The 25,987-nt window shown below is 57.6% G+C and carries 24 protein-coding genes; 12 read left to right on the forward strand and 12 right to left on the reverse strand.

Annotation, left to right across the window (positions count from 1 at the left end; all coding sequences use genetic code 11):
- Positions 1-1,818 carry a translation elongation factor 4 gene (gene lepA / locus ABIE60_RS01865; protein WP_354467288.1) on the reverse strand — a complete coding sequence of 606 codons (1,818 nt, stop codon included), beginning with the start codon at positions 1,816-1,818 and terminating at the stop codon, positions 1-3.
- A gap of 300 nt (positions 1,819-2,118) precedes the next feature.
- On the opposite strand from lepA, the gene ABIE60_RS01870 reads away from it, so the two are divergent.
- The 8 genes from ABIE60_RS01870 (at position 2,119) to ABIE60_RS01905 (ending at position 12,133) form a co-directional block, all read left to right on the forward strand.
- Positions 2,119-4,134: a type I restriction-modification system subunit M gene (locus ABIE60_RS01870; protein WP_354467290.1), complete on the forward strand. Its 2,016-nt coding sequence runs from the start codon at positions 2,119-2,121 to the stop codon at positions 4,132-4,134.
- Positions 4,135-4,279: 145 nt separating this feature from the next.
- Positions 4,280-5,251 carry an Abi family protein gene (locus ABIE60_RS01875; RefSeq protein ID WP_354467291.1) on the forward strand — a complete coding sequence of 324 codons (972 nt, stop codon included), beginning with the start codon at positions 4,280-4,282 and terminating at the stop codon, positions 5,249-5,251.
- 211 nt (positions 5,252-5,462) lie between these two features.
- The gene (locus ABIE60_RS01880) at positions 5,463-5,879 is read left to right on the forward strand and encodes a hypothetical protein (RefSeq protein WP_354467292.1); all 417 of its coding nucleotides are present in this window, start codon (positions 5,463-5,465) and stop codon (positions 5,877-5,879) included.
- On the forward strand, positions 5,876-7,237 hold the full coding sequence (locus tag ABIE60_RS01885) for a restriction endonuclease subunit S (protein WP_354467294.1): 1,362 nt from the start codon (positions 5,876-5,878) through the stop codon (positions 7,235-7,237). Before ABIE60_RS01880 ends, ABIE60_RS01885 begins: the two co-directional genes overlap by 4 nt.
- A gap of 8 nt (positions 7,238-7,245) precedes the next feature.
- The gene (locus ABIE60_RS01890; RefSeq protein WP_354467296.1) at positions 7,246-8,226 is read left to right on the forward strand and encodes a GIY-YIG nuclease family protein; all 981 of its coding nucleotides are present in this window, start codon (positions 7,246-7,248) and stop codon (positions 8,224-8,226) included.
- Positions 8,227-8,271: 45 nt separating this feature from the next.
- On the forward strand, positions 8,272-8,553 hold the full coding sequence (locus ABIE60_RS01895) for a type II toxin-antitoxin system RelE/ParE family toxin (RefSeq protein ID WP_354467298.1): 282 nt from the start codon (positions 8,272-8,274) through the stop codon (positions 8,551-8,553).
- A 10-nt stretch (positions 8,554-8,563) separates the two neighbouring features.
- Positions 8,564-8,875: a HigA family addiction module antitoxin gene (locus ABIE60_RS01900; protein ID WP_354467300.1), complete on the forward strand. Its 312-nt coding sequence runs from the start codon at positions 8,564-8,566 to the stop codon at positions 8,873-8,875.
- Positions 8,876-8,971: 96 nt separating this feature from the next.
- Positions 8,972-12,133 carry a type I restriction endonuclease subunit R gene (locus ABIE60_RS01905; protein WP_354467302.1) on the forward strand — a complete coding sequence of 1,054 codons (3,162 nt, stop codon included), beginning with the start codon at positions 8,972-8,974 and terminating at the stop codon, positions 12,131-12,133.
- Between the two features lie 44 nt (positions 12,134-12,177).
- Here ABIE60_RS01905 and ABIE60_RS01910 read toward each other — a convergent pair whose 3' ends face one another.
- The 4 genes from ABIE60_RS01910 to rpoE are packed head-to-tail and all read right to left on the reverse strand — an operon-like array spanning position 12,178 to position 15,511.
- Entirely contained in the window at positions 12,178-13,554 is a 1,377-nt protein-coding gene (locus tag ABIE60_RS01910) for a DegQ family serine endoprotease (RefSeq protein ID WP_354467637.1), read from the reverse strand.
- Positions 13,555-13,604: 50 nt separating this feature from the next.
- Entirely contained in the window at positions 13,605-14,039 is a 435-nt protein-coding gene (locus tag ABIE60_RS01915) for a SoxR reducing system RseC family protein (RefSeq protein WP_354467304.1), read from the reverse strand.
- 2 nt (positions 14,040-14,041) lie between these two features.
- Positions 14,042-14,878: a MucB/RseB C-terminal domain-containing protein gene (locus tag ABIE60_RS01920; protein WP_354467306.1), complete on the reverse strand. Its 837-nt coding sequence runs from the start codon at positions 14,876-14,878 to the stop codon at positions 14,042-14,044.
- Positions 14,879-14,920: 42 nt separating this feature from the next.
- A complete protein-coding gene (rpoE, locus tag ABIE60_RS01925) occupies positions 14,921-15,511 on the reverse strand; it encodes an RNA polymerase sigma factor RpoE (RefSeq protein ID WP_354467308.1) in 591 nt (196 codons plus the stop codon).
- Between the two features lie 233 nt (positions 15,512-15,744).
- Here rpoE and nadB point away from each other — a divergent pair, with 233 nt between their 5' ends.
- Entirely contained in the window at positions 15,745-17,382 is a 1,638-nt protein-coding gene (gene nadB / locus ABIE60_RS01930; protein ID WP_354467310.1) for an L-aspartate oxidase, read from the forward strand.
- Here nadB and ABIE60_RS01935 read toward each other — a convergent pair.
- Positions 17,336-17,803, reverse strand: coding sequence for a hypothetical protein (locus ABIE60_RS01935; protein WP_354467312.1), 468 nt, complete (start codon positions 17,801-17,803; stop codon positions 17,336-17,338). The two genes, nadB and ABIE60_RS01935, sit on opposite strands and share 47 nt — an antisense overlap.
- Positions 17,781-18,035 (reverse strand): FAD assembly factor SdhE, encoded by a 255-nt coding sequence (locus ABIE60_RS01940; protein ID WP_354467314.1) that lies wholly within the window; start codon positions 18,033-18,035, stop codon positions 17,781-17,783. The genes ABIE60_RS01935 and ABIE60_RS01940 overlap by 23 nt, the downstream gene beginning before the upstream one ends.
- Positions 18,036-18,166: 131 nt before the next feature.
- Between ABIE60_RS01940 and pyrC the strand changes: the two genes are divergently transcribed.
- Positions 18,167-19,204 carry a dihydroorotase gene (pyrC, locus tag ABIE60_RS01945; RefSeq protein WP_354467316.1) on the forward strand — a complete coding sequence of 346 codons (1,038 nt, stop codon included), beginning with the start codon at positions 18,167-18,169 and terminating at the stop codon, positions 19,202-19,204.
- A gap of 18 nt (positions 19,205-19,222) precedes the next feature.
- On the opposite strand, the gene ABIE60_RS01950 is transcribed toward pyrC, so the two are convergent.
- The 5 genes from ABIE60_RS01950 to ABIE60_RS01970 all read right to left on the reverse strand — a co-directional run bounded on the left by ABIE60_RS01950 (position 19,223) and on the right by ABIE60_RS01970 (position 24,556).
- Positions 19,223-19,780 (reverse strand): DUF3833 domain-containing protein, encoded by a 558-nt coding sequence (locus ABIE60_RS01950; RefSeq protein WP_354467317.1) that lies wholly within the window; start codon positions 19,778-19,780, stop codon positions 19,223-19,225.
- Positions 19,781-19,847: 67 nt separating this feature from the next.
- On the reverse strand, positions 19,848-21,152 hold the full coding sequence (locus tag ABIE60_RS01955) for an MFS transporter (protein ID WP_354467319.1): 1,305 nt from the start codon (positions 21,150-21,152) through the stop codon (positions 19,848-19,850).
- Position 21,153: 1 nt separating this feature from the next.
- Positions 21,154-22,401 carry a class I SAM-dependent methyltransferase gene (locus ABIE60_RS01960; RefSeq protein ID WP_354467320.1) on the reverse strand — a complete coding sequence of 416 codons (1,248 nt, stop codon included), beginning with the start codon at positions 22,399-22,401 and terminating at the stop codon, positions 21,154-21,156.
- Entirely contained in the window at positions 22,401-23,186 is a 786-nt protein-coding gene (locus ABIE60_RS01965; protein WP_354467322.1) for a DUF1365 domain-containing protein, read from the reverse strand. The genes ABIE60_RS01960 and ABIE60_RS01965 overlap by 1 nt, the downstream gene beginning before the upstream one ends.
- Positions 23,183-24,556, reverse strand: a complete 1,374-nt coding sequence (locus ABIE60_RS01970) for an NAD(P)/FAD-dependent oxidoreductase (protein WP_354467323.1) — start codon at positions 24,554-24,556, stop codon at positions 23,183-23,185. Before ABIE60_RS01970 ends, ABIE60_RS01965 begins: the two co-directional genes overlap by 4 nt.
- 154 nt (positions 24,557-24,710) lie before the next feature.
- On the opposite strand from ABIE60_RS01970, the gene ABIE60_RS01975 reads away from it, so the two are divergent.
- Both ABIE60_RS01975 and ABIE60_RS01980 read left to right on the forward strand, forming a co-directional pair.
- Complete coding sequence (locus ABIE60_RS01975) at positions 24,711-25,340, forward strand: sigma-70 family RNA polymerase sigma factor (RefSeq protein ID WP_206840233.1); 630 nt, start codon at positions 24,711-24,713, stop codon at positions 25,338-25,340.
- Complete coding sequence (locus ABIE60_RS01980; protein WP_354467324.1) at positions 25,337-25,987, forward strand: ChrR family anti-sigma-E factor; 651 nt, start codon at positions 25,337-25,339, stop codon at positions 25,985-25,987. The genes ABIE60_RS01975 and ABIE60_RS01980 overlap by 4 nt, the downstream gene beginning before the upstream one ends.

Genomic DNA, 25,987 nt, shown 5'->3' on the forward strand with positions numbered 1-25,987 from the left:
CTAGCCGTCAACTTTGAGTACAGCAAGGAAGGCATCCTGAGGAATCTCGACCCGTCCTACCTGCTTCATGCGCTTTTTACCTTCTTTCTGCTTGGACAGCAGTTTTTTCTTGCGGCTGACGTCACCACCGTAACACTTGGCCAGCACGTTCTTGCGCAGCGCCTTAACGGTGGTACGCGCGATCACCTTGCCACCGATGGCAGCCTGAATCGCCACATCAAACATCTGGCGCGGAATCAGCTCTTTCATCTTTTCACACAACATGCGGCCGCGGTACACCGCATTGTCCTTGTGCAGAATGACCGCCAGTGCATCCACACGCTCGCCATTGATCATGATATCCATGCGTACCAGCTTGGCGGCCTCAAAGCGCTGGAAATTATATTCAAGCGAGGCATAGCCACGGCTGCACGATTTGAGGCGATCAAAGAAGTCCAGCACCACTTCCGCCATTGGCAGCTCGTAGGTGACCTGAACCTGCTTGCCGACAAAGTGCATGTTTTTCTGCACCCCGCGCTTTTCCACACACAGACCAATGACCTGGCCGAGATGCTCGTCCGGCACCAGAATATTGGCCAGCACGATCGGCTCGCGCATTTCACGCACGGTGGAGGGGTCCGGCAGTTTGGAGGGGCTGTCGATCTGAACCACGTCACCGTTGTTCAGTTCCAGCTCGTACACCACCGTTGGGGCGGTTGTGACCAGATCGAGGTCATATTCACGCTCCAGGCGCTCCTGAATGATCTCCATGTGCAGCATGCCAAGGAAGCCACAACGGAAGCCGAAGCCCAATGCGTCGGAGGTTTCCGGCTCGAAGAACAGGGAGGCATCGTTCAGGGTCAGCTTGTCCAGCGCTTCACGGAAATCTTCATAGTCATCGGCACTGGTCGGGAACAGGCCGGCATACACCTGCGGCTGAACCTTCTGAAAGCCGGGCAGGCTGGGCACATCCGGTGTCTTGGAATGCGTCAGGGTGTCGCCTACGGGTGCACCATGAATATCCTTGATGCCCGCAACAATAAAACCGACCTCACCGGCACGCAGCTGATCGGTTTCCTTCCGTTTCGGAGTAAAGACACCCACCGCATCCACCTGATGCGCCTGACCGGTGGACTTGACCAGCAGCTTGTCCTTTTTGCGCAGGGTACCGTGTATCACGCGCACCAGTGATACCACGCCCAGGTAGTTGTCGAACCAGGAGTCGATGATCAGCGCCTGCAACGGGCCATCCACGTCACCCTCCGGCGGAGGGATTACCCGAACCAGCTCTTCCAGCACTTCCTCAACACCCAGACCGGTCTTGGCCGAACAGGCGACCGCGTGGGTGGCATCGATGCCGATCACCTCTTCGATCTCCTGCCGCACACGGTCAGGATCAGCCTGAGGCAGATCCATCTTGTTCAGGACCGGCAGCACTTCCAGACCTTGCTCGATGGCGGTGTAGCAGTTGGCCACCGACTGAGCTTCAACACCCTGCGCAGCATCCACTACCAGCAAAGCACCTTCACAGGCCGACAGCGAGCGTGACACTTCATACGAAAAGTCCACATGCCCGGGGGTGTCGATGAAGTTGAGCTGATAGGTATTGCCGTCCTTCGCGGTGTAGTCGAGGGTAACGCTCTGCGCCTTGATCGTGATGCCGCGCTCGCGCTCAAGGTCCATGGAGTCGAGTACCTGAGCCGCCATTTCACGGTCGCTCAGACCACCGCAGATCTGAATGATGCGGTCGGACAGGGTGGATTTGCCATGATCGATATGGGCGATGATCGAGAAATTACGTATGTGACTGATTTTTAAGTCTTTTTCAGCGATGGACATTCATCAAAACCCGGAGTATGTACGCACCCATGTACAAGAAAAAAATGTAGCCATTAAGTGCAGAAAACGAAATTGGCGAGCATTGTAACGCGAAGCGGGTTTGTTGTCGCCAGCGACCTGATTGTGGCACTCATAACTGAAGCCCCCTTCACAGCCAGACGACAAGGACTGACGTATCAACCATGTATGCTGATACCTGCCTATGCCTCCCCCACCCCATCCAATTTGGTATGATGCCAGGCATTGTTGAATCAACCGTTAACCGAGTGGGCCGCCCCGGCCTGCTGCAAGGATCGCCGCATGTTGCCCAAAGACCCTGCTTCCATGAACACCTCTACCGCTTCACTGGCTGGCCTGATCTGGTCGGTGGCCGATCTGCTGCGCGGTGACTTCAAGCAGTCGCAGTATGGCCGCATCATCCTGCCGTTTACCGTGCTGCGCCGCCTTGAGTGCGTGCTGGCGCCGACCAAGGACAAGGTGCTGGCGCTGGCCGAAAGCAGCAAGGCGATGCCGGAAGAAGCGCGACATAAGGTGCTGCTCAATGCCGCCGACAAGGCGTTCTACAACACATCCAAACTGGATCTGGCGCACCTGGGTGAGACACACATCTTCGACAACCTGGACAGCTACGTGCGCGCCTTCTCGAAGGATGCGCGGGAGATCTTTGAGCATTTCAGTTTTGAAAGCAGCCTCGACAAGCTGGATGAAGCCGACCTGCTGTATCGTGTGGTGCAGGAGTTCGCCCACTTTGACCTGTCGCCGGAGGCGGTGAGCAACTACCAGATGGGCCTGGTGTTCGAAGACCTGATCCGCCGTTTTGCGGAAAGCGCCAACGATACCGCCGGTGAGCACTTCACTCCGCGTGATATCGTTCGCCTGACCACCTCGCTGGTGTTCAGCGGTGACGACGAGGCGCTGACCAAGCCGGGCATCATCAAGACCATATACGATCCGACAGCGGGCACAGGCGGCTTCCTCTCCAGCGGCATGGAGTACCTGCTGGAGCTGAACGAACGCGCCAGCCTGAAAACCTTCGGCCAGGAGCTGAACCCCGAGTCCTACGCCATCTGTAAGGCGGATATGCTGATCAAGGGGCAGGAGATCGACAACATCAAGCTGGGCAACACCCTCTCCAACGACCAGCTGCGCGGTAACACCTTCGATTACTGCCTCTCCAACCCGCCGTTCGGCGTGGACTGGAAGAAGGTAGAGAAGGTGATTAAGGATGAGAACAAGCTGCAGGGCTTCAATGGCCGCTTTGGTCCAGGCCTGCCACGGGTATCCGATGGCTCGCTGCTGTTCCTGATGCATCTGATCAGCAAGATGGCACCCAAAACCGAGACCAACCCCGGTGGCCGTATCGGCATCATCCTCAACGGCTCGCCGCTGTTTACCGGCGGTGCGGGCAGTGGTGAGAGCGAGATTCGCCGTTATGTGCTGGAGCATGACCTGCTCGATGCCATCGTCGCCCTGCCTACGGATATGTTCTACAACACCGGCATCGCCACCTATATCTGGGTGCTGTCCAATCACAAGCCGGTGGAGCGCAAGGGCAAGGTGCTGCTGATCAACGCCACCGACCTGCACAGCCCCATGCGCAAGTCGCTGGGTTCCAAGCGCAAGCAGCTCAACGATGAGGCGCTGGAGAAGATCGTCGGCCTCTACAGCCGTTACGACAGCGCCGAGCTGGAAGCCTCCGGCATTGCCAAGGTGTTCAACACCACCGACTTCGGCTACCGCCGCATCACCGTCGAGCGTCCGCTGAAACTGGCGTTCTACCCGAAAGATGCCGAGCGCATCGCCGCCCTGCAGGCCGACAAAGCCTGGGAGAAGCTGGACGCCAGCCTGCAGAGTGCGATTCTGGACGCCCTGAGCCGATTCGATCAGGACAGACTGCTGTCACGCACCCAGTTCAAGAAGCAGCTCACTGCGTTGCCGGGTGAGATCAAACTGCCCGCGCCCGCGTTCAAGCTGCTGTGCAAGCATATCGGTGAGCAGGACGACGAGGCGGAAGTCTGCAAGACAAAAGGTGAACCCGAGCCTAACCCGGACCTGCGCGACAACGAAAACGTACCGCTGGGCGAAGACATTCACGACTACTTTGCCCGCGAAGTGCTGCCCCACGTGCCGGATGCCTGGATCGACGAGAGCAAATGCGACGAGAAGGATGGCAAGGTGGGTATTGTCGGCTATGAGATCCCGTTCAACCGCCACTTCTACCAGTACCAGCCACCGCGTGCACTGGAAGAGATCGACGCCGACCTGGACAAGGTCAGCCGTGAGATCATGGAGCTGCTGGCGGAGGTGCATTCGTGATGGTCACTCAGGCTTTTTTTGATGCGGTGCAGACAAGTGTGAACTTGACAGGGACAGGCTCTATGCCTAGCATTATCTGCAACACACCCGCCATGCCTCTCATTGAAGCACACTTTGGCGGGTTTTTTGTTTTTGGTGGTCAGTAATGACAACCTATGACAAAGTTGCCCTGACCCAAGATCAGCATCTTCACTTGTTGAGTGAGCGGGGTTTGCATATTCCTGATGAATCGCTCGCTCGTCATTACCTCTCCAATATCAGTTATTTCAGGTTATCAGCCTATACCCGTGCATATTACCGGTCGGGTGGTAGCCATCAATTTCGTCCCGGTACCTGCTTTGACGACATTCTGGATCTCTACATCTTCGACCGAGAACTTAGACTGTTACTGCTGGACGCGATAGAACGCATAGAAGTTGCTCTGCGCAGTCAGTTGGCAAACACCCTTGCAGAACATCATGGCGCCCATGGCTATCTGCAGGAAGGCGTATTCAATGATCGTTACAACTACACCTGGCTGTATCAAAAGTTGGCCCAGCCTGCTGACGGACCCTTGGCTGAAACCTTCCTTACCCATTACAGAACCCGCTACAAAGCGGCGCCGGCTCAACCACCGATTTGGATGGCAGTCGAGATATTGTCATTCAAGGAAGTATCAATTCTGTTTGCGAACCTGCGCAAACCGGATGACAGGCAACGAATAGAAGCACATTTCGGTTGGAAGCATCCAGTGCTCAAGTCCTGGTTTCGCAGCCTGTCAGACTTGAGGAACTCATGTGCCCACCATGCCCGCGTGTGGAATCGTGAATTTGGCAGTCGCCCAGAAATTCCGCGCAAGGTGAATCGGCCATGGCCGGGGATACCCGGCTCGATACCTGTGCACTCCAGCTATCATCCTGAACAGCAGATTGACCCACGGCGGCGTTTATATGCGCAGGTTGTGGTGATCGAAGCTCTGTTGCAGGTGGTAAGCCCGCAAAGCCTTTGGGCGGTGAAGCTCCAGCAGTTGATGGAGCGATTTCCCAATGTATCTCGCACGCATATGGGCTTCCCTGATGAATGGCAGAAGCTGAGTTTTTGGCAGCAGGCGTTTGGCTCCATGGAGGGCGTCGAATGATACTTACACAGGCAAATTCGGATAGGTTGGGCGGGAATGCGGACAGGCTGGTGTCGGATACGGATAAGTTGGAGCAGGATAGAGAACAGCCAATTGCTCTGCTACCGAAAAGCCTGATTGCGGTGCTGCCCAGCCCTGTGAGGTTTCACAAACAGCAGGCTTACTGTACCAGCGAAAAGGGACAGGCCCTATTGAATGAGGTGCGCCCGTGATGGCTACTCGACTGTTTACTTTCCGCGCCTTGCAGGCCAAAATGCTCTACAACAACACCCGCCAAGGCTATGCTGCCCGCAGTATCCTCAAACCGGCGGGTTACTCTTTCCCGGTTAATACACCCGCCAAGCCTATGCCCTCCCCGGTTGGTATGCTCAAATCGTGCGGGTTTTTCATTTCCGTTGCACGGCCAAACGCCTATTTCGGCTGCGAAGTGCTATCCCATGTGCCGAATGCCTGGGTCGACGTGGGTATTGTCGACTACGAAACCCTGTTCAAACGCCCCTACGAAAAAGTGACAGCACTGCTGACGCAATTGCCCAACGTCCATGATCAAATTGCTCTGAGCCAGAGCGAGCGCCGGGTTGAACAGGACTTTTATACCCGGAACGCACTGAAAGGAGATCAGGTATGAGCGGTAAATATCAGGCGTATCCGGAGTATAAGGATTCGGGGGTTGAGTGGTTGGGTAAGCTACCAACCAATTGGGGTGGCGTCAGATTAAAGTACCTTGCTCCCATCGTAACGGAGAAAGCTACTGATCGTCGAAACCCTTTAGGTCTGGAAAATATTGAGAGCTGGACAGGTAAGTTGCAGGTAACAGATAGTGAATTTCAAGGCGATGGGACCAGGTTTATTGCGGGTGATCTTTTGTTTGGCAAGTTACGTCCTTACTTGGCGAAAGTGCTTCTAGCGCAATCTGAAGGGGAAGCAGTGGGTGATTTCCACGTGTTGCGGCCTTTACATAATGACAGTCGCTACCTTCAGTACCAGATGCTCACAAGGGAGTTTATATCCATTGTTGATGGATCAACCTACGGCGCAAAAATGCCCAGAGCCAGCTGGGAGTTCATGGGAAACCTTACCTGCTCTCGCCCTAGCTTGATTGAACAACGCACCATCGCCGCCTTCCTCGACCACGAAACCGCCCGTATCGACCGGCTGATCGAAAAGCAGCAGAGGCTGATCGAGTTACTGAAGGAAAAGCGCCAGGCTGTGATCTCTCATGCCGTCACCAAGGGCCTTGATCCCAATGTGCCGATGAAAGACTCCGGCGTAGAGTGGCTGGGACAGGTGCCGGAGCATTGGGACGTTCTGGCAGTCAATCAGGCCACGCAGAAGATCACCAATGGGTATGTAGGGCCAACTCGTGACATTTTGGTTGAATCTGGAACACCTTACGTACAGGCAACCCACATCAAGAACGGAAAGATTAACTTCGATGGGGGCTACTTTGTCACCGGCATCTGGAGCCTGAAGCATAAGAAATCAATTCTAAAAAAAGGCGATGTTCTCGTGGTTCAGACGGGTGCGGGAACAGGTGATGTAGGATTAGTTTCGGACAGCGAAGAAGGCTACAACTGCCACGCACTGATCATCCTTCAACCGATCAAAAAGAAGATCTCGGGTGACTACCTCTCCCTCGTTCTTCGCTCTGCGTATGGGCAGTCTGTTCTTTACTCGATCCGAACAGGAGGCATGCACCCGCACTTAAACTGCTCTGAGGTGAAGTTTGTAAAGCTCCCCGTTCCATCAACTGGCGAGCAGCATGCAATCTCCGAGTATGTTAGTGATGTTATAAAGAAGTATGCCGATCTGATGGTGCTAACTCAGCGGCAGATCCAGTTACTCCAAGAACGCCGCATAGCCCTGATCTCCGCCGCCGTTACCGGCAAGATCGATGTGCGCAACTGGCAGCCAAACACCAGCCCCCAAGCCATCGAACCCGACCTACCTATGGCTGCAGAGCAATCCGCTGAGTATCGAGTATAGGAGTCACCATGACGCAAGGACGCAGTATTCGCCTCTTTCTGGTCGATGGCAGCCCCAACGGGCTACTGACCGCCGAAATCATGAACTGGACCGGCCATTCGCTGACTGGGCCGCGCACGCGCTTGTCGGAGCTGGTGAAACGCCCCGAGTGCAGCCGTACCGGGATCTACTTTCTGGTGGGGCCAGACCCGGACAATACTGCACGTCCGCTGGTCTATATCGGCGAGTCCGACGATGTGGCCAAGCGCCTCAAACAGCACAACCAGCCCGAGGACAAAGGCGGGAAAGATTTCTGGGAACGGGTCTGCCTGATCACGAGCAAGGATCAGAACCTGACCAAGGCCCATGTGAAGTATCTGGAAAGCCGGTTGATCGCCCTGGCCACAGCCTCCGGTCGATGCGGCCTGAAAAATGGCACAGCCCACGACTACACAATCCTGCCGGAAGCCGATCAGGCCGACATGGCGTTCTTCATCGAACAGATCCGCACCATCCTGCCGGTGTTAGGGTTCGACTTCCTGCGTGAGGCCGCCACCAAGCCAGTCCACGCTGATAGCAGCGCCAACACCACGCTGCCCTCCCCTACCTTCGAGCTGACACTGCCACGCCACAATATCACCGCAAAGGCTCAGGAAGTGGATAGTGACTTCATCGTGCTGGCTGGATCACAAGCACGTACTCAATGGGTGGGTATCGACGGGGGATACAAGGGACTTTATGACCAATTGATCAGCGATGCTGTACTGGTCGAAGGCGAAGGTAAATATTGTACTTTCACCAAGGATCATGCCTTTTCCAGCCCCAGCGCTGCCGCTGCTGTGGTTTCCGGTCGCAGTGCCAACGGTCGTATCAGCTGGTTTGTTGAAGGCAGCAAGACAACTTATGGTGAGTGGCAGGCACAGCAGGTTGAACGCGAAACCACTGAAACTTCAGCAGATACAGGCAGTAACTCTGCCTGGGCCAGATCGGCTGGCATTTTCTCAGTATAAATGCCTATAATGTTACCTAAAAGGTAACGCAACAAGGCGTATCGGATGGCGATCAAGAGTTTCAGGCACAAAGGGTTGGAAGACTTCTTCTATGACGGCACGACCAAGGGCATCAACCCGAAGCATGCCACCAAGCTGGAAACCCGCCTTGATCGTTTGGATGCCGCCACCTCCCCGGAGGATATGAATCTGCCGGGTTATCGCCTGCATCCCCTGAAAGGCAAGATGCAGGGGCGGTACGCGATTGATGTGTCGGGCGCCTGGCGCCTTACCTTTGAGTTTGATGATGGCGATGCCATTGTCGTGGACTATGAACAATACCACTGAGAGGTGCACCATGACGCGCATTCGTACCCGCAAGCCGGTTCATCCCGGTGTTGTGTTCAAGGCTGACGTACTCGACCCGCTGGGCCTGAGCGTAACGGCCGCGGCCAAGGCGATGGGAGTCTCCCGCAAGCACCTGTCGCTGTTCGTAAATGGCCATGCAGCCTGCAGCAAAGAGCTGGCGCTGCGTATCGCCAAGGCAACCGGCACTTCGGTCGCCAGTTGGCTCACCATGCAGACTCGATATGATGTCTGGGAAGTAGAGCATGCCGATAACGGCTACCTGGCATCGGTTCAGTCGCTGGCCGAGGTAGCGCACGCTTAACCAGACCGGCAATATTTGAACGATGTACCGGCAACGGCAATAACCCGCTGGCACATCCAGCTTTAATAACAGCAGACACATGGAAGAGGAACCGTCATGGCTGACAGCCGCGAACTGGCATTTCAGAACGATATCATCGCCGCCCTGCAGGCGCAGGGCTGGCAGGTGGGGCAGTCGAGCCAGTACGACCGCAAACGCGCCCTCTACCCGGACGACCTGATCGCCTATGTGCAGGAGACCCAGCCTGACGCCTGGGCCAAGTTCTGCAAGATCTACGGCCGAGAACCGGAACATCATCTGCTCAACGCTGCTGAGCGCAGTCTGAGCCGCAAGGGCACTCTCTGGTTGCTGCGTAACCAGATCGAAGATCGCGGCGTGCGCCTCAAAGTGGCCACCTTCAAGCCGGACAACAGCCTTAATCCCGAGCTGGAACAGCGCTATGCCGCCAACCGCCTGCGGGTGGTGCCGGAGCTAATCTACAGCCCCCACGGTTATGATGGCCGCATCGATCTGACACTGTTCGTCAACGGCCTGCCTGTAGCCACGCTGGAGCTGAAATCCTGCTTCAAGCAGAGTCTGGAGAACGCCAAGAAGCAGTACCGCTATGACCGCAAGCCGAAAACCAACGGCAAGGACGAGCCGCTGCTGAAGTTCAAGCGCGGTGCCCTTGTTCACTTTGCCGTGAATCAGTTTGAGGTGGCGATGACCACCAAACTGGCCGGCAAGGATACCTTCTTCCTGCCCTTCAACCGGGGCACGGCGGCGGGCGGCGCGGGTAATGATCAGCCTGGCAGTGTTAATGGCGAACAGGGCTATGCCACCGAGTATCTGTGGAACGAGGTATTCCAGCCCGACAACTGGCTCAAGCTGCTGCACCGTTTTGTGCATCTGGAGTCGAAAGAGGTGTTCGACGAGCTGGGCCATATCCATACCAAAGAGACGATGATCTTTCCGCGTTATCACCAGTGGGCGGTGGTGCAGACACTGCTCAACACCGCGCGCGTGGAAGGCACTGGCCACAAGTACCTTATCCAGCATTCGGCTGGCTCCGGCAAGTCCAACTCCATCGCCTGGCTGGCGCATCAGGTTTCGAGCCTGTGCGATGCTGAGGGCAACAAGGTATTCAACTCGGTGATCGTGATTACCGACCGCACCGTGCTGGACAGCCAGTTGCAGGAGACCATCTCCCAGTTTGAGCACAAATCCGGCGTTGTCAGCCGCATCAACCGCGAAGAAGGCGACGGCAGCAAGTCGGCCCAACTGGCTGATGCCCTGAGCCGGGGCACGCCGATTATCATCGTCACCATCCAGACCTTCCCCCATGTGCTCAAGGCGATACAGGAAAGCACCGGCCTGCAGGATCGCACCTTTGCCGTCATTGCCGACGAAGCCCACTCCAGCCAAACCGGCAGCACCGCGCGCCAGCTGCGCGAAGTGTTGATGGCGGAGCAGCTGAAGGACGAGGAGGAACTGTCTGCCGAGGACGTGATGAACGCCACCCTAGCAGCCCGTGGCGGTTCCGACAAGATCAGCTATTTCGCCTTTACCGCGACCCCCAAGGCCAAGACGCTGGAGCTGTTCGGCCGCCCAGAAGACCCGAGCATGCCGATCAGCGACGACAACCCGCCCCACCCCTTCCATGTGTATTCCATGCGCCAGGCGATTGAAGAGGGCTTTATCCTCGATGTGCTGCGCAACTACACCAGTTACTCGCTGGCGTACCGGCTGGCGATGCAGCAGGACGCCGATCAGGAGGTGGACAGCAAGAAGGCCAAAACCCGGCTGTCACGCTGGGTCCGCCTGCATCCGCACAACATCGGCCAGAAGGTGCAGGTAATCATCGAGCACTTCCGCGAGAACGTGATGCACCTGCTGGCGGGTGAAGCCAAGGCGATGGTAGTCACCGGCAGCCGCGTGGAAGCGGTGCGCTACAAGCTGGCGTTCGACAAGTACGTCAGAGAGCAGGGCTACGAGCGCATTCAGGCTATGGTGGCCTTCTCCGGTGAGGTCAACGATCTTGAAAGTGGCCCCGAGCCCTTCACTGAGCGCAATATGAACCCCGACCTCAAGGGGCGTGATATGCGCAAGGCGTTCGATACTGACGACTATCAAGTGATGCTGGTGGCGAATAAGTTCCAGACCGGGTTTGATCAACCCAAGCTCTGCGCCATGTACGTGGACAAGAAACTGACCGGCGTGGACTGTATCCAGACCCTGTCACGGCTCAACCGCACCTATCCGGGCAAGGACACCACCTATGTGCTGGACTTCACCAACGACCCGCAGGAGGTGCTGGCTGAGTTCCAGAAATACTTTGAAACCGCCCAGCTCGATCAGACCTCGGACCCGAACCTGGTCTATGACCTGCAGCACAAGCTGCTGGAGAACAGCATCCTCCAGTGGCATGAGGTGGAAGCCTTTGCCGATGCTTACTTCGACCCCAAGCGCGGTGCCGAGGCACTAACCGGCTACATCAAGCCTGCCGTGGATCGCTTTATCCAGCGCTACCGCCATGCCAACGAAGTGCTGCGCGATGCCCGTATCCAGCTCAAGCGCTTTATCCAATCCGGCAGCGACAGCGAACGTGTCAATGCCGAACGCTCGGTGAAAGCCGCCGAGGAAACCCGCGACAGCCTGGATCTGTTCAAGAAAGACGTGAACAGCTATATCCGCTTTTACGAGTTCATCAGCCAGATCACGCCATTTGAAGACCCTGCGTTGGAACAGCTCAACGTCTACGCACGCCACCTGCTGCCGCTGCTGCGTCAGGAAGTGATCGAAGAGGATGAGATCGACCTAACCGCCGTGGCGCTGAGCCACTACAACCTGAAGCAGAAGCGCACTCAGGACCTGAAGCTGAAGGACGGTGAAGGCCAATACATCACCGGCACCACCGCCGTGGGCACCGGCAAGCCGAAGGAAGGTGAATACGATCTGCTGTCACACATCGTCGAGAAGATGAACGAACTGTTCGGCACCGAAACCACCGATGGCGACAAGCTCGACTTCGTACAGGGCCTGGCCAGCAAGCTGACCGAGAATGAAAGCGTGATGGATCAGATCCGCCACAACACCGATGCTGCGGTCATGAATGGCGACTTCCCCAAGGCGATGGATGCCGCCGTGATCGCCCGCATGGACACCCAGCAGGGCATGGCAATGGATTACCTGTCCAAGCCCGAGATCGCAAACGAGCTGCAGGGGCTGATGCTGGCGTGGTTGCGGCAGCAGCTTGGTCTAAACTCTAGTCGTTTATGAATTAAGCACAGAAACCCGGGGAGGCTTGCTCCCCGGGAGAAGGGTCACTCAATCTTGAGGGCAATGAACAGCGGGCTGCCGCGGCGCACAATTCTGAGCGGTACGGAGCGCCCCTCCGGCAGTGAAGACGCAACCTGCTCAAACTGCTCAACCGTCTCGATTCGCTGCCCGTTCAGCATGGTGATGACATCGCCGCGCACCAGACCCGCCTGAAGTCCGGCCCCTTCCATGACCTGCTGCACCATGACGCCTGAACTGATGGCCCACTTGTCTTTCAGGGTCGGATCCAGCGGCGCCACGACCAGCCCAAGACGACCCGTTTCAGCCGGCTTGTCAGCGGTGCGGGATGCCTGCTGCTCTTCATCCGGCATGGTGCCGATGACCAGCTCTACCACTTCACGCCGACCTGAGCGCATCACTTCAAGACGTGCCGTCTGGCCCGGCTTGATGCGGCCCACCAGCGGCGGCAGATCTGAGGACAGTTCAACGGACTTGCCATTGAGCTTGAGAATCACATCCCCCTCCTGCAGCCCACCGGACTGTGCCGGGCTGCCTGGCAAGACCTTGGCTACCAGTGCACCTGCGGGCTTCTTGAGCCCAAACGACTCGGCCAGATCGCGGTTGACCTCCTGAATGATTACGCCCAGCCAGCCACGCTGTACAAACCCCTGGTTTTTCAGCTGGTCAGCCACATCCATCGCAACATCGATCGGGATGGCGAACGAAAGCCCCATGAAACCACCAGAGCGGGTGTAGATCTGGGAATTGATCCCCACCACTTCACCCTCGAGATTAAACAGCGGCCCACCGGAGTTGCCCGGGTTGATCGCTACATCAGTCTGGATGAACGGTACGTAGGTTTCATTGGCCAGCGCCCGTTCGGTGGCACTGACAATACCGGCCGTGACACTGTGGTCAAAACCAAATGGAGAGCCGATCGCCAGTACCCACTCACCCACCTTGAGGTCGGCTGAGCGGCCTTTCTTCACCACCGGCAGGTCGCGCGCATCAATCCGCAACAGCGCCACATCAGTACGCTCATCAGAGCCGATCACTTCGGCCTGAAGTTCACGCCGGTCATTGAGACGTACCAGCACCTCTTCGGCATCCTTGATCACATGATGATTGGTGAGGATGTAGCCGTCGCTGGAGATGATAAACCCGGAGCCCAGAGAGCGAGGCGCCTTGCGAGGTCCTTCACGGAACTGCGGCATGTCACGGAAGAAGTGTCGAAAGATTTCCGGTACATCTTCCCCTTGCGGGCCGTGAAATTCAAACTGTCCAAAAGGGGTCGAAAGTGACTGTTCGCTGCGGCTGACCGTACTGATATTGACCACCGCTGGCGAGGTCTCCTCGACCAGTTCGGTGAAGTCGGGCAACGCCGCCGCATTCACCAAAGGGGCACAAAGCCAGGCAAGCATGAAACCAAGGCTGATCTTGATGCTTTTCACTGATTTTCACCTTTTGTCGATTACAGGATTTTCAATAGGACCGGCTGATAGCGACTGAGTTCAGCCGTGTTTCGGGTCAAAAAGCGTACCGCCGCAAAACCGGCCAGCAGCATCAGTGCAGCCGCCAGCATCTGTATTGCCTCACTGGCCCCCAGCATACTGGCAACCAGGGCACCGGCCACCAGCATCAGCAGGGGCAACAGATACAGCAACAGCGAAGCACGCATGAGACCGCCCTCCTCAAGCCCGATCAATACCTGCTGCCCAGGCACCAGTGAAAGGTTGTCAGGGTTTAGCACCTCGATCTCGACGGTACGCCCGCGTGACCACTGCGACAGCACACCCTGGCTGCAGTTCGAGCGACTGCTGCACCGGGCACAGGCACTGTTACGGGCCGCTTCAACCCGCGCCAGCCCCTGGCCGCTCCAGGTGACGGTCGCCACTTCTTCAATCATGCTCAGCGCTCAGGCTGAACCGCACTGGCGATGCGATCCGCGATCATCAGCGGCACATCACCGACCACGGTCACGAAGTGCTCTCCGCGCCGCTTGCCGACTGCAATGTAGCCATCGGCCTGAGCAACCCCCTCGGGCATGCTCTGGTGACCAATCTCCTCAACACTGACCGAAAAGGCATCACGCGCATTGGCAAACACCATCACTTCGCCGTGAGGCAGAAGCTCATGGCGTACAATCGAGTACCCCTCGGGCAGCCAGCGTGTCGTCCACTGCGGCACTTTCTGAGTACTGAGCAGATGCTGATGCTGGTCGATGTAACGTTTGAGCCCGTCCGACAGACGGATTACATCCGCCGAGTCATAACGGGCCGACGGAGAAACCGAGCGCGTTCCCAGCTGAGTGCGCATCAGATCGGCACTGGCCGTTGCCCCAGGCAGAGTATAGGTCGGGCGTGCCGTATCACCGGTTTCACTGAGTGACCCTGCTCCCAGAATCACCACCGCAGTGACAGATGCCGCCACCGCCATGCTGGATACCGAACGCCACCAGCGGGACACCGGCCTGAAGGCACGCTGTCCCAGTGACGATTCATCCGGCTGATCCGCACTTGGGTGGTACACCGGCTCCTGCTCCAGCGCAGCCATGACCCGATCACTGAGATCGATGTCAATGGCGGCAACCGTTTCACGCTTCAGAGCCGATCGCACAACCTGGTAACGATGCCACTGCTGACCCAGCTGCGGGTCTTGCCCGACCTGCTCCAGTGTGCGGCGCAACTCGAAGTCACTGACCTCTCCATCGAGGAGTGCCGATATGGATTCATTCGCTTCTCGCATAGACTTACCCCGAATGGCTGCAAACGGCAGTCATATGATCTCTCAGTTGTTATTGAGCAGCGGCGCGATCTCCTTGTCGATCGCCTCGCGTGCCCTGAAAATCCTTGACCGAACCGTGCCAACAGGACAATCCATGACGTTGGCAATATCTTCATAACTCATGCCTTCAAATTCGCGCAGCGTCAGTGCCACTCGCAAATCTTCCGGCAGACGATCAAGCGTCTGCTTGACGACACGTTCCAGCTCATCGCGGTAGAGTGCGTTTTCCGGGGTCTCCAGATCTCGCAGCTCATTCTCCGCCCCCAGGTACTGGGCATCGTCCACATCCACGTCCACATCCGGTGGCCGGCGATTGCGGGCAACCAGATGGTTCTTGGCGGTGTTGATCGCAATCCGGTACAACCAGGTATAAAACGCGCTGTCGCCACGAAAACCGGGCAACGCTCGATAAGCCTTTATAAAAGCTTCCTGGGCAACATCCAGTGCCTCGTGCTGATCGTATACATAACGTCCGATCAGTCCGATGATCTTGTGCTGGTACTGTTTGACCAGCAGGTCGAAAGCACGTTTGTCACCAGCCTGAACCCGCTTGACCAGCAACTGGTCGGCGGCTGCCTGACTCTCGTTAGACACTCGGTATCCTTAAGTCACTGTGACTGTTTTTCCTGCAGATGCGAGGAGATCATGATTCAATAAAGTATGTATGGATGACCTGATGCATTGCAACCTCATGTCTTGAGCAGGCTCGCAACTGGTATGAACCTGAATCAGGGATGAAGTTCCAACACAATTTAAATTTGCGGCAACCTTACACTTGTCTGTGCAAGACCGCATAATAGTTCGCCCTACAGGTACGGAATCTGAATATGAGTACAACACAGAGCCCCCCTCAGGACTTCGATGTACTGATCATCGGCAGTGGTGCTGCAGGCCTGACGCTGGCACTGCAGTTGCCGGGGCACCTGCAGATTGCACTGCTCAGCAAGGGCAGCTTCGAGAGCGGCTCTACCTGGCTGGCTCAGGGCGGCATTGCCGCTGTATTGGAGGAAGGCGACAGCCTTGAAGACCATATCCGCGATACGTTGACCGCCGGAGCCGACCTTAGCCGCCCCGATGCCGTGACGCGGATGGTGCAGGAAGGCCCGGACAGCATTCGCTGGCTGATCGATCAGGGCGTGCCTTTTACGCGCGAGGGGGACCACTACCACCTCACCAAGGAAGGCGGCCACTCCCACCGTCGCATCATCCATGCCACCGACGCTACCGGCCGCGCGGTACACGAAACCCTGCTTGCCCGCGCTCAAAAGGCATCCAACATTACATTGCTGGACCGCCATGTTGCCATTGATCTGATTACGCGGCGCAAGCTGAAACTGCCACACAATCGTTGTATCGGTGCCTATGTACTGGATATTCGCAGCGGCCACATTCGTGCCTTCCGGGCACCACAGGTGATACTGGCAACCGGCGGGGCCGCCAAGGCCTACCTGTACACCAGCAACAGTGATGGTTCTACCGGTGACGGCATCGCCATGGCCTGGCGTGCAGGCTGTCGCATCGCCAATATGGAATTCAACCAGTTTCACCCGACCTGCCTGTACCACCCTCAGGCCAAGTCGTTCCTGATCAGCGAGGCGGTACGTGGCGAGGGCGGCAAACTGCTGCTGCCGGACGGCTCTCGTTTCATGCAGCACTTTGATGAGCGCGCCGAACTGGCACCGCGTGATATTGTGGCCCGCGCCATCGACCACGAAATGAAGCGGCTGGGCTGTGACTGTGTCTATCTGGATATCAGCCACCGGCCCGCGGATTTTATCCGCGAACACTTCCCCACCATTCACCAGCGCTGCCTGGAGCTGGGCATCGACATTACCCGAGATCCGATCCCGGTGGTGCCGGCAGCTCACTACACCTGCGGCGGGATCGTTACCGATGCGGATGGCCAGACCGATCTGGCAGGATTATACGCCATCGGCGAGACCGCCTTCACCGGGCTGCACGGCGCAAACCGGCTGGCTTCGAACTCACTGCTGGAGTGCATTGTTTCGGGCCGGGCTGCCGCACGATCGATTACGGCAGACATGACACAGGCTCGGCCCGAACTGCCCGACATTCCGGGCTGGGACGAATCACTGGTCACCGATTCGGATGAGGATGTCATCATCTCGCACAACTGGGATGAGCTGCGCCGCTTCATGTGGGACTATGTGGGGATCGTGCGCACCGACAAGCGTCTGGCGCGGGCACAACACCGGATCGAGCTGTTGCTGCAGGAGATCAGCGAGTATTACAGCAACTATCGTGTCAGCTCCGACCTGATCGAGTTGCGCAACCTGGCCACTGTTGCCGAACTGATCATCCGCAGCGCCATCCGCCGCAAGGAGAGTCGCGGCCTGCACTATACGCTGGACTACCCGCAACCCTCTGCCGAGCGCAGTGATACCGTTCTGGCGCCGGCTAACTTCCAGTGGCCTGACGCGACGCGAGTGGAGACGCCCATCTGAGCACCACGTGCAGACGCCGCACGTCGGTGCGGCTGATCTGCTCCGGTGTGATCAGCAGCCAGGTTGGCCGCGCCCGATCCACACGTTGCAACTTGAGCACCTGAATCAGCCCAGGCACAGAACAACTGAAGGGGATCCGCTCCACCTGGCACCAGTCACCGGAGCGAGTCAGCAACTGCATGTCGCCCAGATCCGGCTCCCATGCGAGCCCAGCGACCGCATCATCTGCATTTGGATGCAGTAACGGCCAGCACAGCAGAGGCATGACAACCAGCAGCGCCAGCATGGACAACAGCCGCAGGCCCACATCCGGCAGCATCAGCCAGACTGCCAACTCTGCCGCAACCCACAGGACCAGACACAGCACGTGCAGCCTGGTCCCCGGTTTCAGCTGTAGTTCAATCCGGTTGAACCCGTTCAAGCATGATCCTTATGATACGTTTCAGGTCCTCGTCCTGAGGCTCCTCTCGCTGCATGAACCAGACAAACATGTCCTGGTCTTCGCAGTCCAGAAGCTTCACAAAACGCTGCTGATCCTCCAGTGCAAGGTCAGCAAAAGCGTCCTGCATGAACGGCAACAGCAACACATCCAGTTCCAGCATTCCACGGCGACACTGCCAGGTCAGCCGGCGTACATCATCTTCTGTATACATTCATCCACCAATCCAGTCGGCTCTCAACAGCCGCTATTAAACCTCGAAAAGGCCCACGGCTCCACTTGCTGTGCGAAACACATGCTCAATCCGGTATACTTGCATTTTTTACCACCAGCCTGGATAGCCCCATGACTGAACGCCTGACAATTACCCGCCCCGATGACTGGCACCTGCATCTGCGTGATGGTGAGGTGCTCACACATGTTGTACCTGCCACCGCTCGCCAGATGGGGCGTGCCATTGTAATGCCCAACCTGCGCCCCCCGGTAACCGATGCCGCCCAGGCACTGGCCTACCGTGAGCGCATTCTGGCTCAGGCACCAAAGGGCAGCCATTTCGACCCTCTTATGACACTTTACCTGACCGATAACACCACCCCGGAAATGATTGCCGAGGCCATGGCCAGCGGGCGGGTTGCCGCGGTCAAGCTCTACCCTGCCGGTGCCACCACCAACTCGGATTCAGGCGTGACCGATCTGGGCAAGCTGGACGATATCTGCGCAGCGCTGGCCGAAGCCGGCATGCCATTGCTGGTACATGGCGAAGTCACCCACAACCATGTGGATATCTTCGACCGTGAAAAGCAATTTCTGGACGAGATCCTGACACCACTGGCCGGCCGTCACGCCAGCATGAAACTGGTGGTTGAACATATCACCACCCGTGACGCCGCGGAATTTGTGAATGCCCACGGCGATAACGTGGGTGCGACCATTACCGTTCAACACTTGGCCTATAACCGCAACCACATGCTGGTGGGCGGTATCCGTCCGCACCTGTTCTGCCTGCCGATCCTCAAGCGCAACGTGCACCAGCAGGCGCTTCAGGACGCGGTTGTCAGCGGTAGCCACAAATTTTTCCTCGGCACCGACTCGGCACCCCACGCCAGGGGCGCAAAGGAAAACGCATGCGGCTGTGCCGGTTGCTACAGCGCCTATGCAGCCATTGAGCTCTATGCCGAAATATTCGAAGACCTGGGTGTACTCGACAAGCTTGAGGGATTCGCCAGCCACTACGGAGCGGACTTCTACGGCCTGCCGCGCAACACTGACAGCATCACGCTTGTGAAACAGCCATGGCAGGTACCTGCTGAAATGCCCTTCGGCCAGGAGACCATCGTGCCACTGCGCGCCGGCGAAACCCTGCGCTGGAAACTGGAAGGCTAGGGCTGCAGACCACTGCGGTCAAAGGGCGAACGGCGCCTCCTTCAGCTGCTCGGCACGCATGAAAAACAGGGTAACCACCCCGAGCTGAACGCCCCACTTGTTCACACCGGCCCGGTTAACGAGCACGTTACCGGGCTGCAGATACATCCAGTCATCGAAACTGACTTTCCAGCTGCCATCACCCACTTTCAGCTCCATGCGATAGCGCCAGTTGAGGCGATTACCCTCACTGTAGCCCTGTGCAGTCCCGATAATATCCCCTGCACGGCCTTCGTACTCACCCTCGCCTTTGGGCACGATGGTCCAGACTCGGGTATCGCGCTCACCATCGCTGTACAGAAACTTCTCGTCCAGCACCAGCCGCTGCCCATCCCAGTCACCATCGATCTCGACCTGAAACTGCCGCCGCAGATTGCCAAATCGATCTTCAAAAATCCCCCAAGCGTACACCTTGCCATCAAAGAACTCTTCGATCTTGAGGGTCGGGTCCTGCTGGCTCAATCGGTCAGTATTCATGGGTGAGCATCCGGTTATCAAAACAGTGGTCAACACAAACAGAAAAGCGAATATCCGCATGGCGGTCTCCTTTGCGCCGCACACCGGTACGACATGCACTGCATTACGTTCACGGCTGGCCTACAGATCATTCCGGCAACGGCCGTTGGAGGCGCTGCACCAATCTGGCATGCAGCCGCGTTCTCAGCGGGTAGTGTCGCAGCCGCCAGATGGCTATCAATTTCATTACACAGGGGATGCCTGCATACAAAAGCGCCAACAGCAGATCCGAATGTTCGGGCACAAGCCCATCAGCCAGATTGAGCAGGCCGAACCCGATCAGAGCGGCCAGTGCCAATGCCAGTTTGTTGGCACCATTCCAGCACGCGAACAGCAACCCTCTGCGCTGACGACGATGGCGGAAACGGTCCCAATCACAGACTTCTGCCTGTAACGCATGGGGCAATGCCAGATCGGCTCCAAGCGCCAGACCTGTGAGTACGCAGACCAGCATGAACCAGTACAGATCACCGGCTCCCAGCCAACTTGCAGGCAGGAAGGCACCGACGGCAAACAGCATGGCGCTGCGCCACAGGTCAGCCTTGTCGAACACGCGGCTGAGGCCCAGCCAAAGCGGCAACGACAGCACCGCTGCACCGAAATAGATCAGTATCAGCAAGCCTCGGTCAGCTTCACTGCCCGCAAGGTTACGCGTGACATAGAGCGGAAACAGCACCGCCGGTACGCCGTTGGCAATGCCGTTCCAGAACCAGCTTTGCAGCAGAATACGAGCGGGACGGTTGCGCCAGAGACTGCTCCAGTCGGTACCGGAGTGGTTCGACATCTCCTGCGCCGGCAACTCCAGATAGCGCAGCAGACGCCACAGCGCCCAGCCACCGGGCAAGAGCGTAAAACCGGCAATCAACCAAAGTACCTGCTGTGTGCTGAGCGCGAGCATTAAACCGGCCGCCGGCAGAACCGCCGACAGCAACAGCCCTATCAGGCCGAAGCCCTCACGCAGGCTGGCAGCGCGAGCCCGCTGATACGACTCGGGGCTGAGAGCCGCCAGCCAGCTCAAGTAAGGCACCTGCACCAGAGTCCAGCCAAGATAGAGCAACATTGATCCCAGCAGCAGGGACAGCGCGTGAAAGCCGGCAAGCGGCAGTACAAGCAGTGCCAGCCCGGGCAGACACAACACTGCCCCGGCCAGTATGAACTGCCGATAGCGCACCGGCCGGCCTCGATCCAGCCAGTAGCCGATCAGCGGATCAGTGATCAGATCGCTGACCCGGGCCAGCATCAGAATGAGCCCGACCAGCCAAAGCGCCAGACCGCCCTGCTCCACATACCAGGTTGGCAACAGAACATAGAGACCAACCGTTGGCACCGCCAGCGGCAGTGCGGGCAGAGCATAGTTGAACAGCTCTTGGCGGCCAAGCCTGGCAGCCTTCATCTCAGCGACTCAGCTGATAGAGGCCCACATCGATGCTGCCGTGGCGAAAGCCAGCCTCGCAGTAGGCCAGATAATAGACCCACATGCGGCGGAAGCGCTCATCAAACCCCTGAGCCTGAACCCTGGGCCACTGTTCGATGAAGCTGTGGTGCCATTCCCGCAGAGTACGGGCGTAACCCAGTGCAAAGGTGTGCTCCTGCTGCAGTTGCAGACCACCCGCGGCGATCTCGGCTCGCAAACGGGCCGGGCCGGGTAACATGCCGCCGGGAAAGATATAGGTCTGAATAAACTCGGCACTGTTGCGATAGCGCTCAAAGCGCTGATCTTCAATACTGATGATCTGCAGTACCGCTCGACCACCGGGCCTGAGGCAGCGCTTGAGCTGGTTGAAGTAGACCGGCCAGTGCTCTTCACCCACCGCCTCGAACATTTCAATCGAGACAATATGATCGTAGGTTTCATCCACATCGCGATAATCGGTCAGGGTAAAGCGGCACTGCTCATTCAGCCCGGCCTTCTCGATCCGCTCACGGGCATAGATCAGCTGCTCGGTGGACAGGGTAATCCCGTGCACGTCGACACCGTATTCTTGCGCCGCCAATTCGGCAAAACCACCCCAGCCACAACCGACCTCAAGCACCCGCTGTCCAGGCTGCAGCTCTAGCATCTCGGCGATACGCCGATATTTGGCCAGCTGTGCCCGGTACAGCGCTTCCTGCCCCTGCGCATCCACATCTTCATACAGGGCAGCGGAATAGGTCATGCTGCGATCCAGCCAAAGCCGGTAGAAGTCGTTGCCCAGGTCATAGTGATAGGCGATATTGCGTCGACTGCCCTTGCGGGTGTTGGCACGGCGCAGATGACGCAGGCGGTTGAACAGGCGCAGCAGCAGGTTGCCGCGAATCAGATTCTGCATCGCCCTTTCATTGCCCAACGCCCACCGCAGCAGCGACTCAAGATCCGGGCTGTCCCAGTCGCCCTCCATGTACCCCTCGGCCCAGCCTATGGCGCCGCCACGCAGCAGACGGCGCAGGGCACGGTAATGATGCAGGCGGATTTCTGCACGCGGCTCACCTTCTCGGGCCTGACCAAACTGCAGCAGTTGACCTGAAGGCAACTGCAGATCCAGGGTACCGAACTCGATCCGAGGCAGATGATCCAGCAGGGCCTGCAGGCACCAGCGATTCAGCCAGCCGGTACGCGACAGGGAATCCTGTGTACTGAGACTGGGTGTAGGTGAATGTTTCATCAGTGTTGCTCCCCTGTCTGACTGACCAGTGTGGTGCGATGTGCCGGCGGTGTCGGGCGAGGCTGCAACGGAACCTTCTTGCGCCAGATCAGCAGCGCCTCCCAGTGAATGCCGGCAATCACCTTAAGCGTCATCAACGGGTGGCTGAAAAAGGTTCTCAGCAGAGCCTGATCACTCAGTTCGCGGCGCTGCCCGGTGAAGGTCGCGTGCAGTACGGCGCTCTCGCTGTCGGTTTGACGTATGCATACCGCAATCCGGCTGCCGGGCGGCTGCATGCGAAAGTGATAACGTGTTTCCATGCTGATGAACGGAGACACGTAAAAATCCTTGTCACAGGACTGACGAATCTGATCGGACGCCGCATGGTCTACCGGGATCAGGTAATTGTGCTTCTGATTGAACGTGTTGCTCACCTCGTACAGGATCGCACGCAACTGGCCGGACTCGTCATGGCAGTAGAAGACGCTCAAGGGATTGAACACATAGCCCAGCAGTCGCGGGTAGCACAGCAGACGAATCGAGCCTTGACCGGTATCAATGCCACTCTCACGGAGCACAGCCCTTACCTGCTCGACCAGCGGCTGCTTACTGCCATCACCGTGGTCACGATCATGGAATGAAAACAGATTGAAACGGTTGCGCGAAAACCACTTCAGTGTGCGGCCAAGCTGATCCAGCTCATCCAGATCGATCAACATTGAGGTAACACGGTAGATGAAGCGATGCCTCTTCGGCTTCATCCGGTGGTGCATCACCTGACCGGCGTACAGGCACGAGTGTGTCATGCCACAGCCCCATGCAACCATACAACCCGCGGTTTTTCAGGCGGCTGCACATGGATGCGGCTGTTGGGATCATCCAGCGTCCAGGGACGTTTCGTGCCACCGAGCTGTTCAGCTACAGCCAAACCGGACTGCAAGCCATCCTCATGGAAGCCGTAACCGAAATAGGCACCGCAGAACCAGGTGTTCTGCTTACCCTGCAGCGACCACAACTCTTTCTGTGCTGCGATGGAGTCCAGATTGAACACCGGATGGTCATACAGAAAGCTGCGCAAAATCTTGCCTTCAGCGGGCTCTTCAACCGGATTCAGGGTCACAAAAACAGGATGCTGCTGCGGCAGGTGCTGCAAGCGGTTCATCCAGTATGTGACCGAAATCGCCCTTGGCAGCCTGTCTGGGCTGTGGCTGTCGCTGAGATAGTTCCAGCTGGCCCAGGCGGCCTCGCGCCTTGGCATCAATGCAGAATCGGTGTGCAGCAGTGCACGATTGCGTTGATAGGGAAAGCAGCTCAACAGGCGCTTCTCATCCGGGCTGGGATCAGCCAGCAGCGCCAGTGCCTGATCGGCATGACAGGCGAGCACCACATGGTCAAAGTTTTCACTCTCGCCATGCATGAATTCGACCACCGCCTGACCTCCTCGGCGGTGAATGCGGTGAATGCGGCTGTTCAGGCGCACCCCGCCCTTGAGCTCATCACAGATCCGCTGCACATACTCGCGACTGCCCCCGGCTACCGTGCGCCACTGGGGGCGATCCTTCAGCTGCACCAGACCGTGGTTTTGACAGAAACGAAGAAAGGTCACCGCCGGGTAGTCCAGCATCTGATCGGCGGGAGTGGACCAGATCGCGGCTCCCATGGGAATCAGGTGCTGATAGATGAAGGTACGACCGTAGCCGCGGCTGTACAACATTTCACCAAGAGTCTGCGGTTGCACCTCCGGATCATCAATCAAGCCTGGAGCTTCGCGATAGAAGCGCATCAGGTCCGCCAGCATTTTCCAGTAACCGGGGCGCAACAGGTTGCGTTTTTGCGCAAACACCCCAGCGAGTCCACAGCCGCTGTACTCGAGTGCACCGGCATTGATGGACACGCCAAATGACATGTCAGTATTCATGCTGGGCACACCCAGGGTACGAAAAAACTCGACCAGGTTGGGGTAGTTGACCGGGTTGTACACAATAAAGCCGGTATCGACCGCCATATCCCCTTCATCGGTGGCGACCGTCACGGTATTGGAGTGACCGCCCGGGCGGTCATCTTTCTCAAACAAGGTAACATCATGCTGCCTGTTGAGCAGCCATGCCGCTGACAGCCCGGAGATCCCTGAGCCAATGACGGCAATCTTCAACGGTCTGATCACTTTAACGTTCATGCGTGGGGCCTTTTCAAAAAAATGCATCTGCTGCCTCTTACGCGTCCCTGATATGGCTGGATCATCGACATTGTGAAGCCGATACTGTATCAACAACAGAAATATCAGTATCAAGCCTGATCCACCCACATCCACTCACGCGTATGGAGAGCAAATGCAGATAGACCAGCCTGAAGGAGGCGATGTGAACGCTGCCGCTGTTGATTCTGCCGCTCTCAGAGCGCGCGACTCAGAGGAAAGGAGAAAGCAGGTGCGTGATGACTGGAGTGCCTGTCTGACTGCACTGGCCGAAAGCCGGGACAAGTCTGAATTTGCTCGCCTGTTCTCCCACTTTGCCCCTCGGGTCAAATCCTACATCTTGCGTTTGGGGATGCCTGAAGCCAGTGCTGAAGAGATCACCCAGGAAGCAATGCTGCTGGTCTGGCGCAAGGCGCACCTGTTCAATCGTGCCAAGGCCAGTGCCAGCACCTGGATCTTTACTTTGGCCCGAAACCAGAGCATCGACCGGATGCGGCGCGACAAAATGCCGCTGTATGAACTGCCGGAAGAAGAACCGGATCCGGACGAACGTGACATGAACGAGCACGGGGTACTGGAAGATCGCATGCGCGCAGCCATTGAGACATTGCCCGAAAACCAGGCTCAGGTACTGCACCTGTCCTATTACGAGGGCAAGAGCCATTCCGAGATTGCTGACCAGCTGGGTATACCACTGGGCAGTGTAAAGTCACGACTGAGACTCGCTTTCAGTAAGCTCAAGGCCCACTGGGGGGAAGAAGAGTGAAAATCAGCCATCATTTTGACGACGCGACCCTGATGGCGTACTCCGCTGGTACCTTGCCGCAGGGCATGGCGCTGTTGGTTGCCTGCCATCTGCACTGGTGCCCGCACTGTCGTGAACGGATGCACGCCACCGATGCGGTTGGCGGAGCACTGCTGGAACAACTGCCACCGAGCAGTCTGAAGGCGGATGCCTTTGAACAGCTGCTGGCACGGCTTGACGAGCCGGAGCAAGAGCTGTCCACTTCGGCACCTGAGGCCGGCTCCAACCAGGCGCTGCCGACACCGTTGGCACAACTGCTCGACAAACCACTGGATGAACTGCCCTGGAAACGAATCGGATACGGTGTAAAACAGCTGGATCTGCACCTGAGTGGCCCCGGTGCCGCACGTCTGTTGCGCATTTCACCGGGGGTATCGGTACCGCATCACACTCACGGCGGCAATGAACTGACGCTGATCCTGAAAGGCTCCTATAATGATGAACTGGGGCGTTTCTGTCAGGGTGATGTAGCCGACCTTGATGGTGAGGTGAGCCATCAGCCACTGGTCGATACCGATGAAGAGTGTATCTGCCTGATCGCTACCGATGCCCCACTGAAGTTTTCGGGGCTGGTTGGACGTCTGGTACAGCCTTTCATTGGTCTGTGA

Source organism: Marinobacterium sp. MBR-109, assembly GCF_040547565.1.
GTDB lineage: Bacteria > Pseudomonadota > Gammaproteobacteria > Pseudomonadales > Balneatricaceae > Marinobacterium.

Coding starts and splice junctions, on each gene's coding strand:
- ABIE60_RS01975 (WP_206840233.1), top strand. CDS start 24,711: ATGCAGATAGACCAGCCTGAAGGAGGCGATGTGAACGCTGCCGCTGTT.
- ABIE60_RS01875 (WP_354467291.1), top strand. CDS start 4,280: ATGACAACCTATGACAAAGTTGCCCTGACCCAAGATCAGCATCTTCAC.
- ABIE60_RS01885 (WP_354467294.1), top strand. CDS start 5,876: ATGAGCGGTAAATATCAGGCGTATCCGGAGTATAAGGATTCGGGGGTT.
- ABIE60_RS01910 (WP_354467637.1), bottom strand. CDS start 13,554: ATGCTTGCCTGGCTTTGTGCCCCTTTGGTGAATGCGGCGGCGTTGCCC.
- ABIE60_RS01880 (WP_354467292.1), top strand. CDS start 5,463: ATGGCTACTCGACTGTTTACTTTCCGCGCCTTGCAGGCCAAAATGCTC.
- nadB (WP_354467310.1), top strand. CDS start 15,745: ATGAGTACAACACAGAGCCCCCCTCAGGACTTCGATGTACTGATCATC.
- ABIE60_RS01940 (WP_354467314.1), bottom strand. CDS start 18,035: ATGTATACAGAAGATGATGTACGCCGGCTGACCTGGCAGTGTCGCCGT.
- ABIE60_RS01920 (WP_354467306.1), bottom strand. CDS start 14,878: ATGCGAGAAGCGAATGAATCCATATCGGCACTCCTCGATGGAGAGGTC.
- ABIE60_RS01965 (WP_354467322.1), bottom strand. CDS start 23,186: ATGACACACTCGTGCCTGTACGCCGGTCAGGTGATGCACCACCGGATG.
- ABIE60_RS01915 (WP_354467304.1), bottom strand. CDS start 14,039: ATGATTGAAGAAGTGGCGACCGTCACCTGGAGCGGCCAGGGGCTGGCG.
- ABIE60_RS01890 (WP_354467296.1), top strand. CDS start 7,246: ATGACGCAAGGACGCAGTATTCGCCTCTTTCTGGTCGATGGCAGCCCC.
- ABIE60_RS01900 (WP_354467300.1), top strand. CDS start 8,564: ATGACGCGCATTCGTACCCGCAAGCCGGTTCATCCCGGTGTTGTGTTC.
- lepA (WP_354467288.1), bottom strand. CDS start 1,818: ATGTCCATCGCTGAAAAAGACTTAAAAATCAGTCACATACGTAATTTC.
- ABIE60_RS01970 (WP_354467323.1), bottom strand. CDS start 24,556: ATGAACGTTAAAGTGATCAGACCGTTGAAGATTGCCGTCATTGGCTCA.
- ABIE60_RS01870 (WP_354467290.1), top strand. CDS start 2,119: ATGTTGCCCAAAGACCCTGCTTCCATGAACACCTCTACCGCTTCACTG.
- ABIE60_RS01905 (WP_354467302.1), top strand. CDS start 8,972: ATGGCTGACAGCCGCGAACTGGCATTTCAGAACGATATCATCGCCGCC.
- ABIE60_RS01895 (WP_354467298.1), top strand. CDS start 8,272: ATGGCGATCAAGAGTTTCAGGCACAAAGGGTTGGAAGACTTCTTCTAT.
- ABIE60_RS01955 (WP_354467319.1), bottom strand. CDS start 21,152: ATGAAGGCTGCCAGGCTTGGCCGCCAAGAGCTGTTCAACTATGCTCTG.
- ABIE60_RS01950 (WP_354467317.1), bottom strand. CDS start 19,780: ATGCGGATATTCGCTTTTCTGTTTGTGTTGACCACTGTTTTGATAACC.
- ABIE60_RS01960 (WP_354467320.1), bottom strand. CDS start 22,401: ATGAAACATTCACCTACACCCAGTCTCAGTACACAGGATTCCCTGTCG.
- pyrC (WP_354467316.1), top strand. CDS start 18,167: ATGACTGAACGCCTGACAATTACCCGCCCCGATGACTGGCACCTGCAT.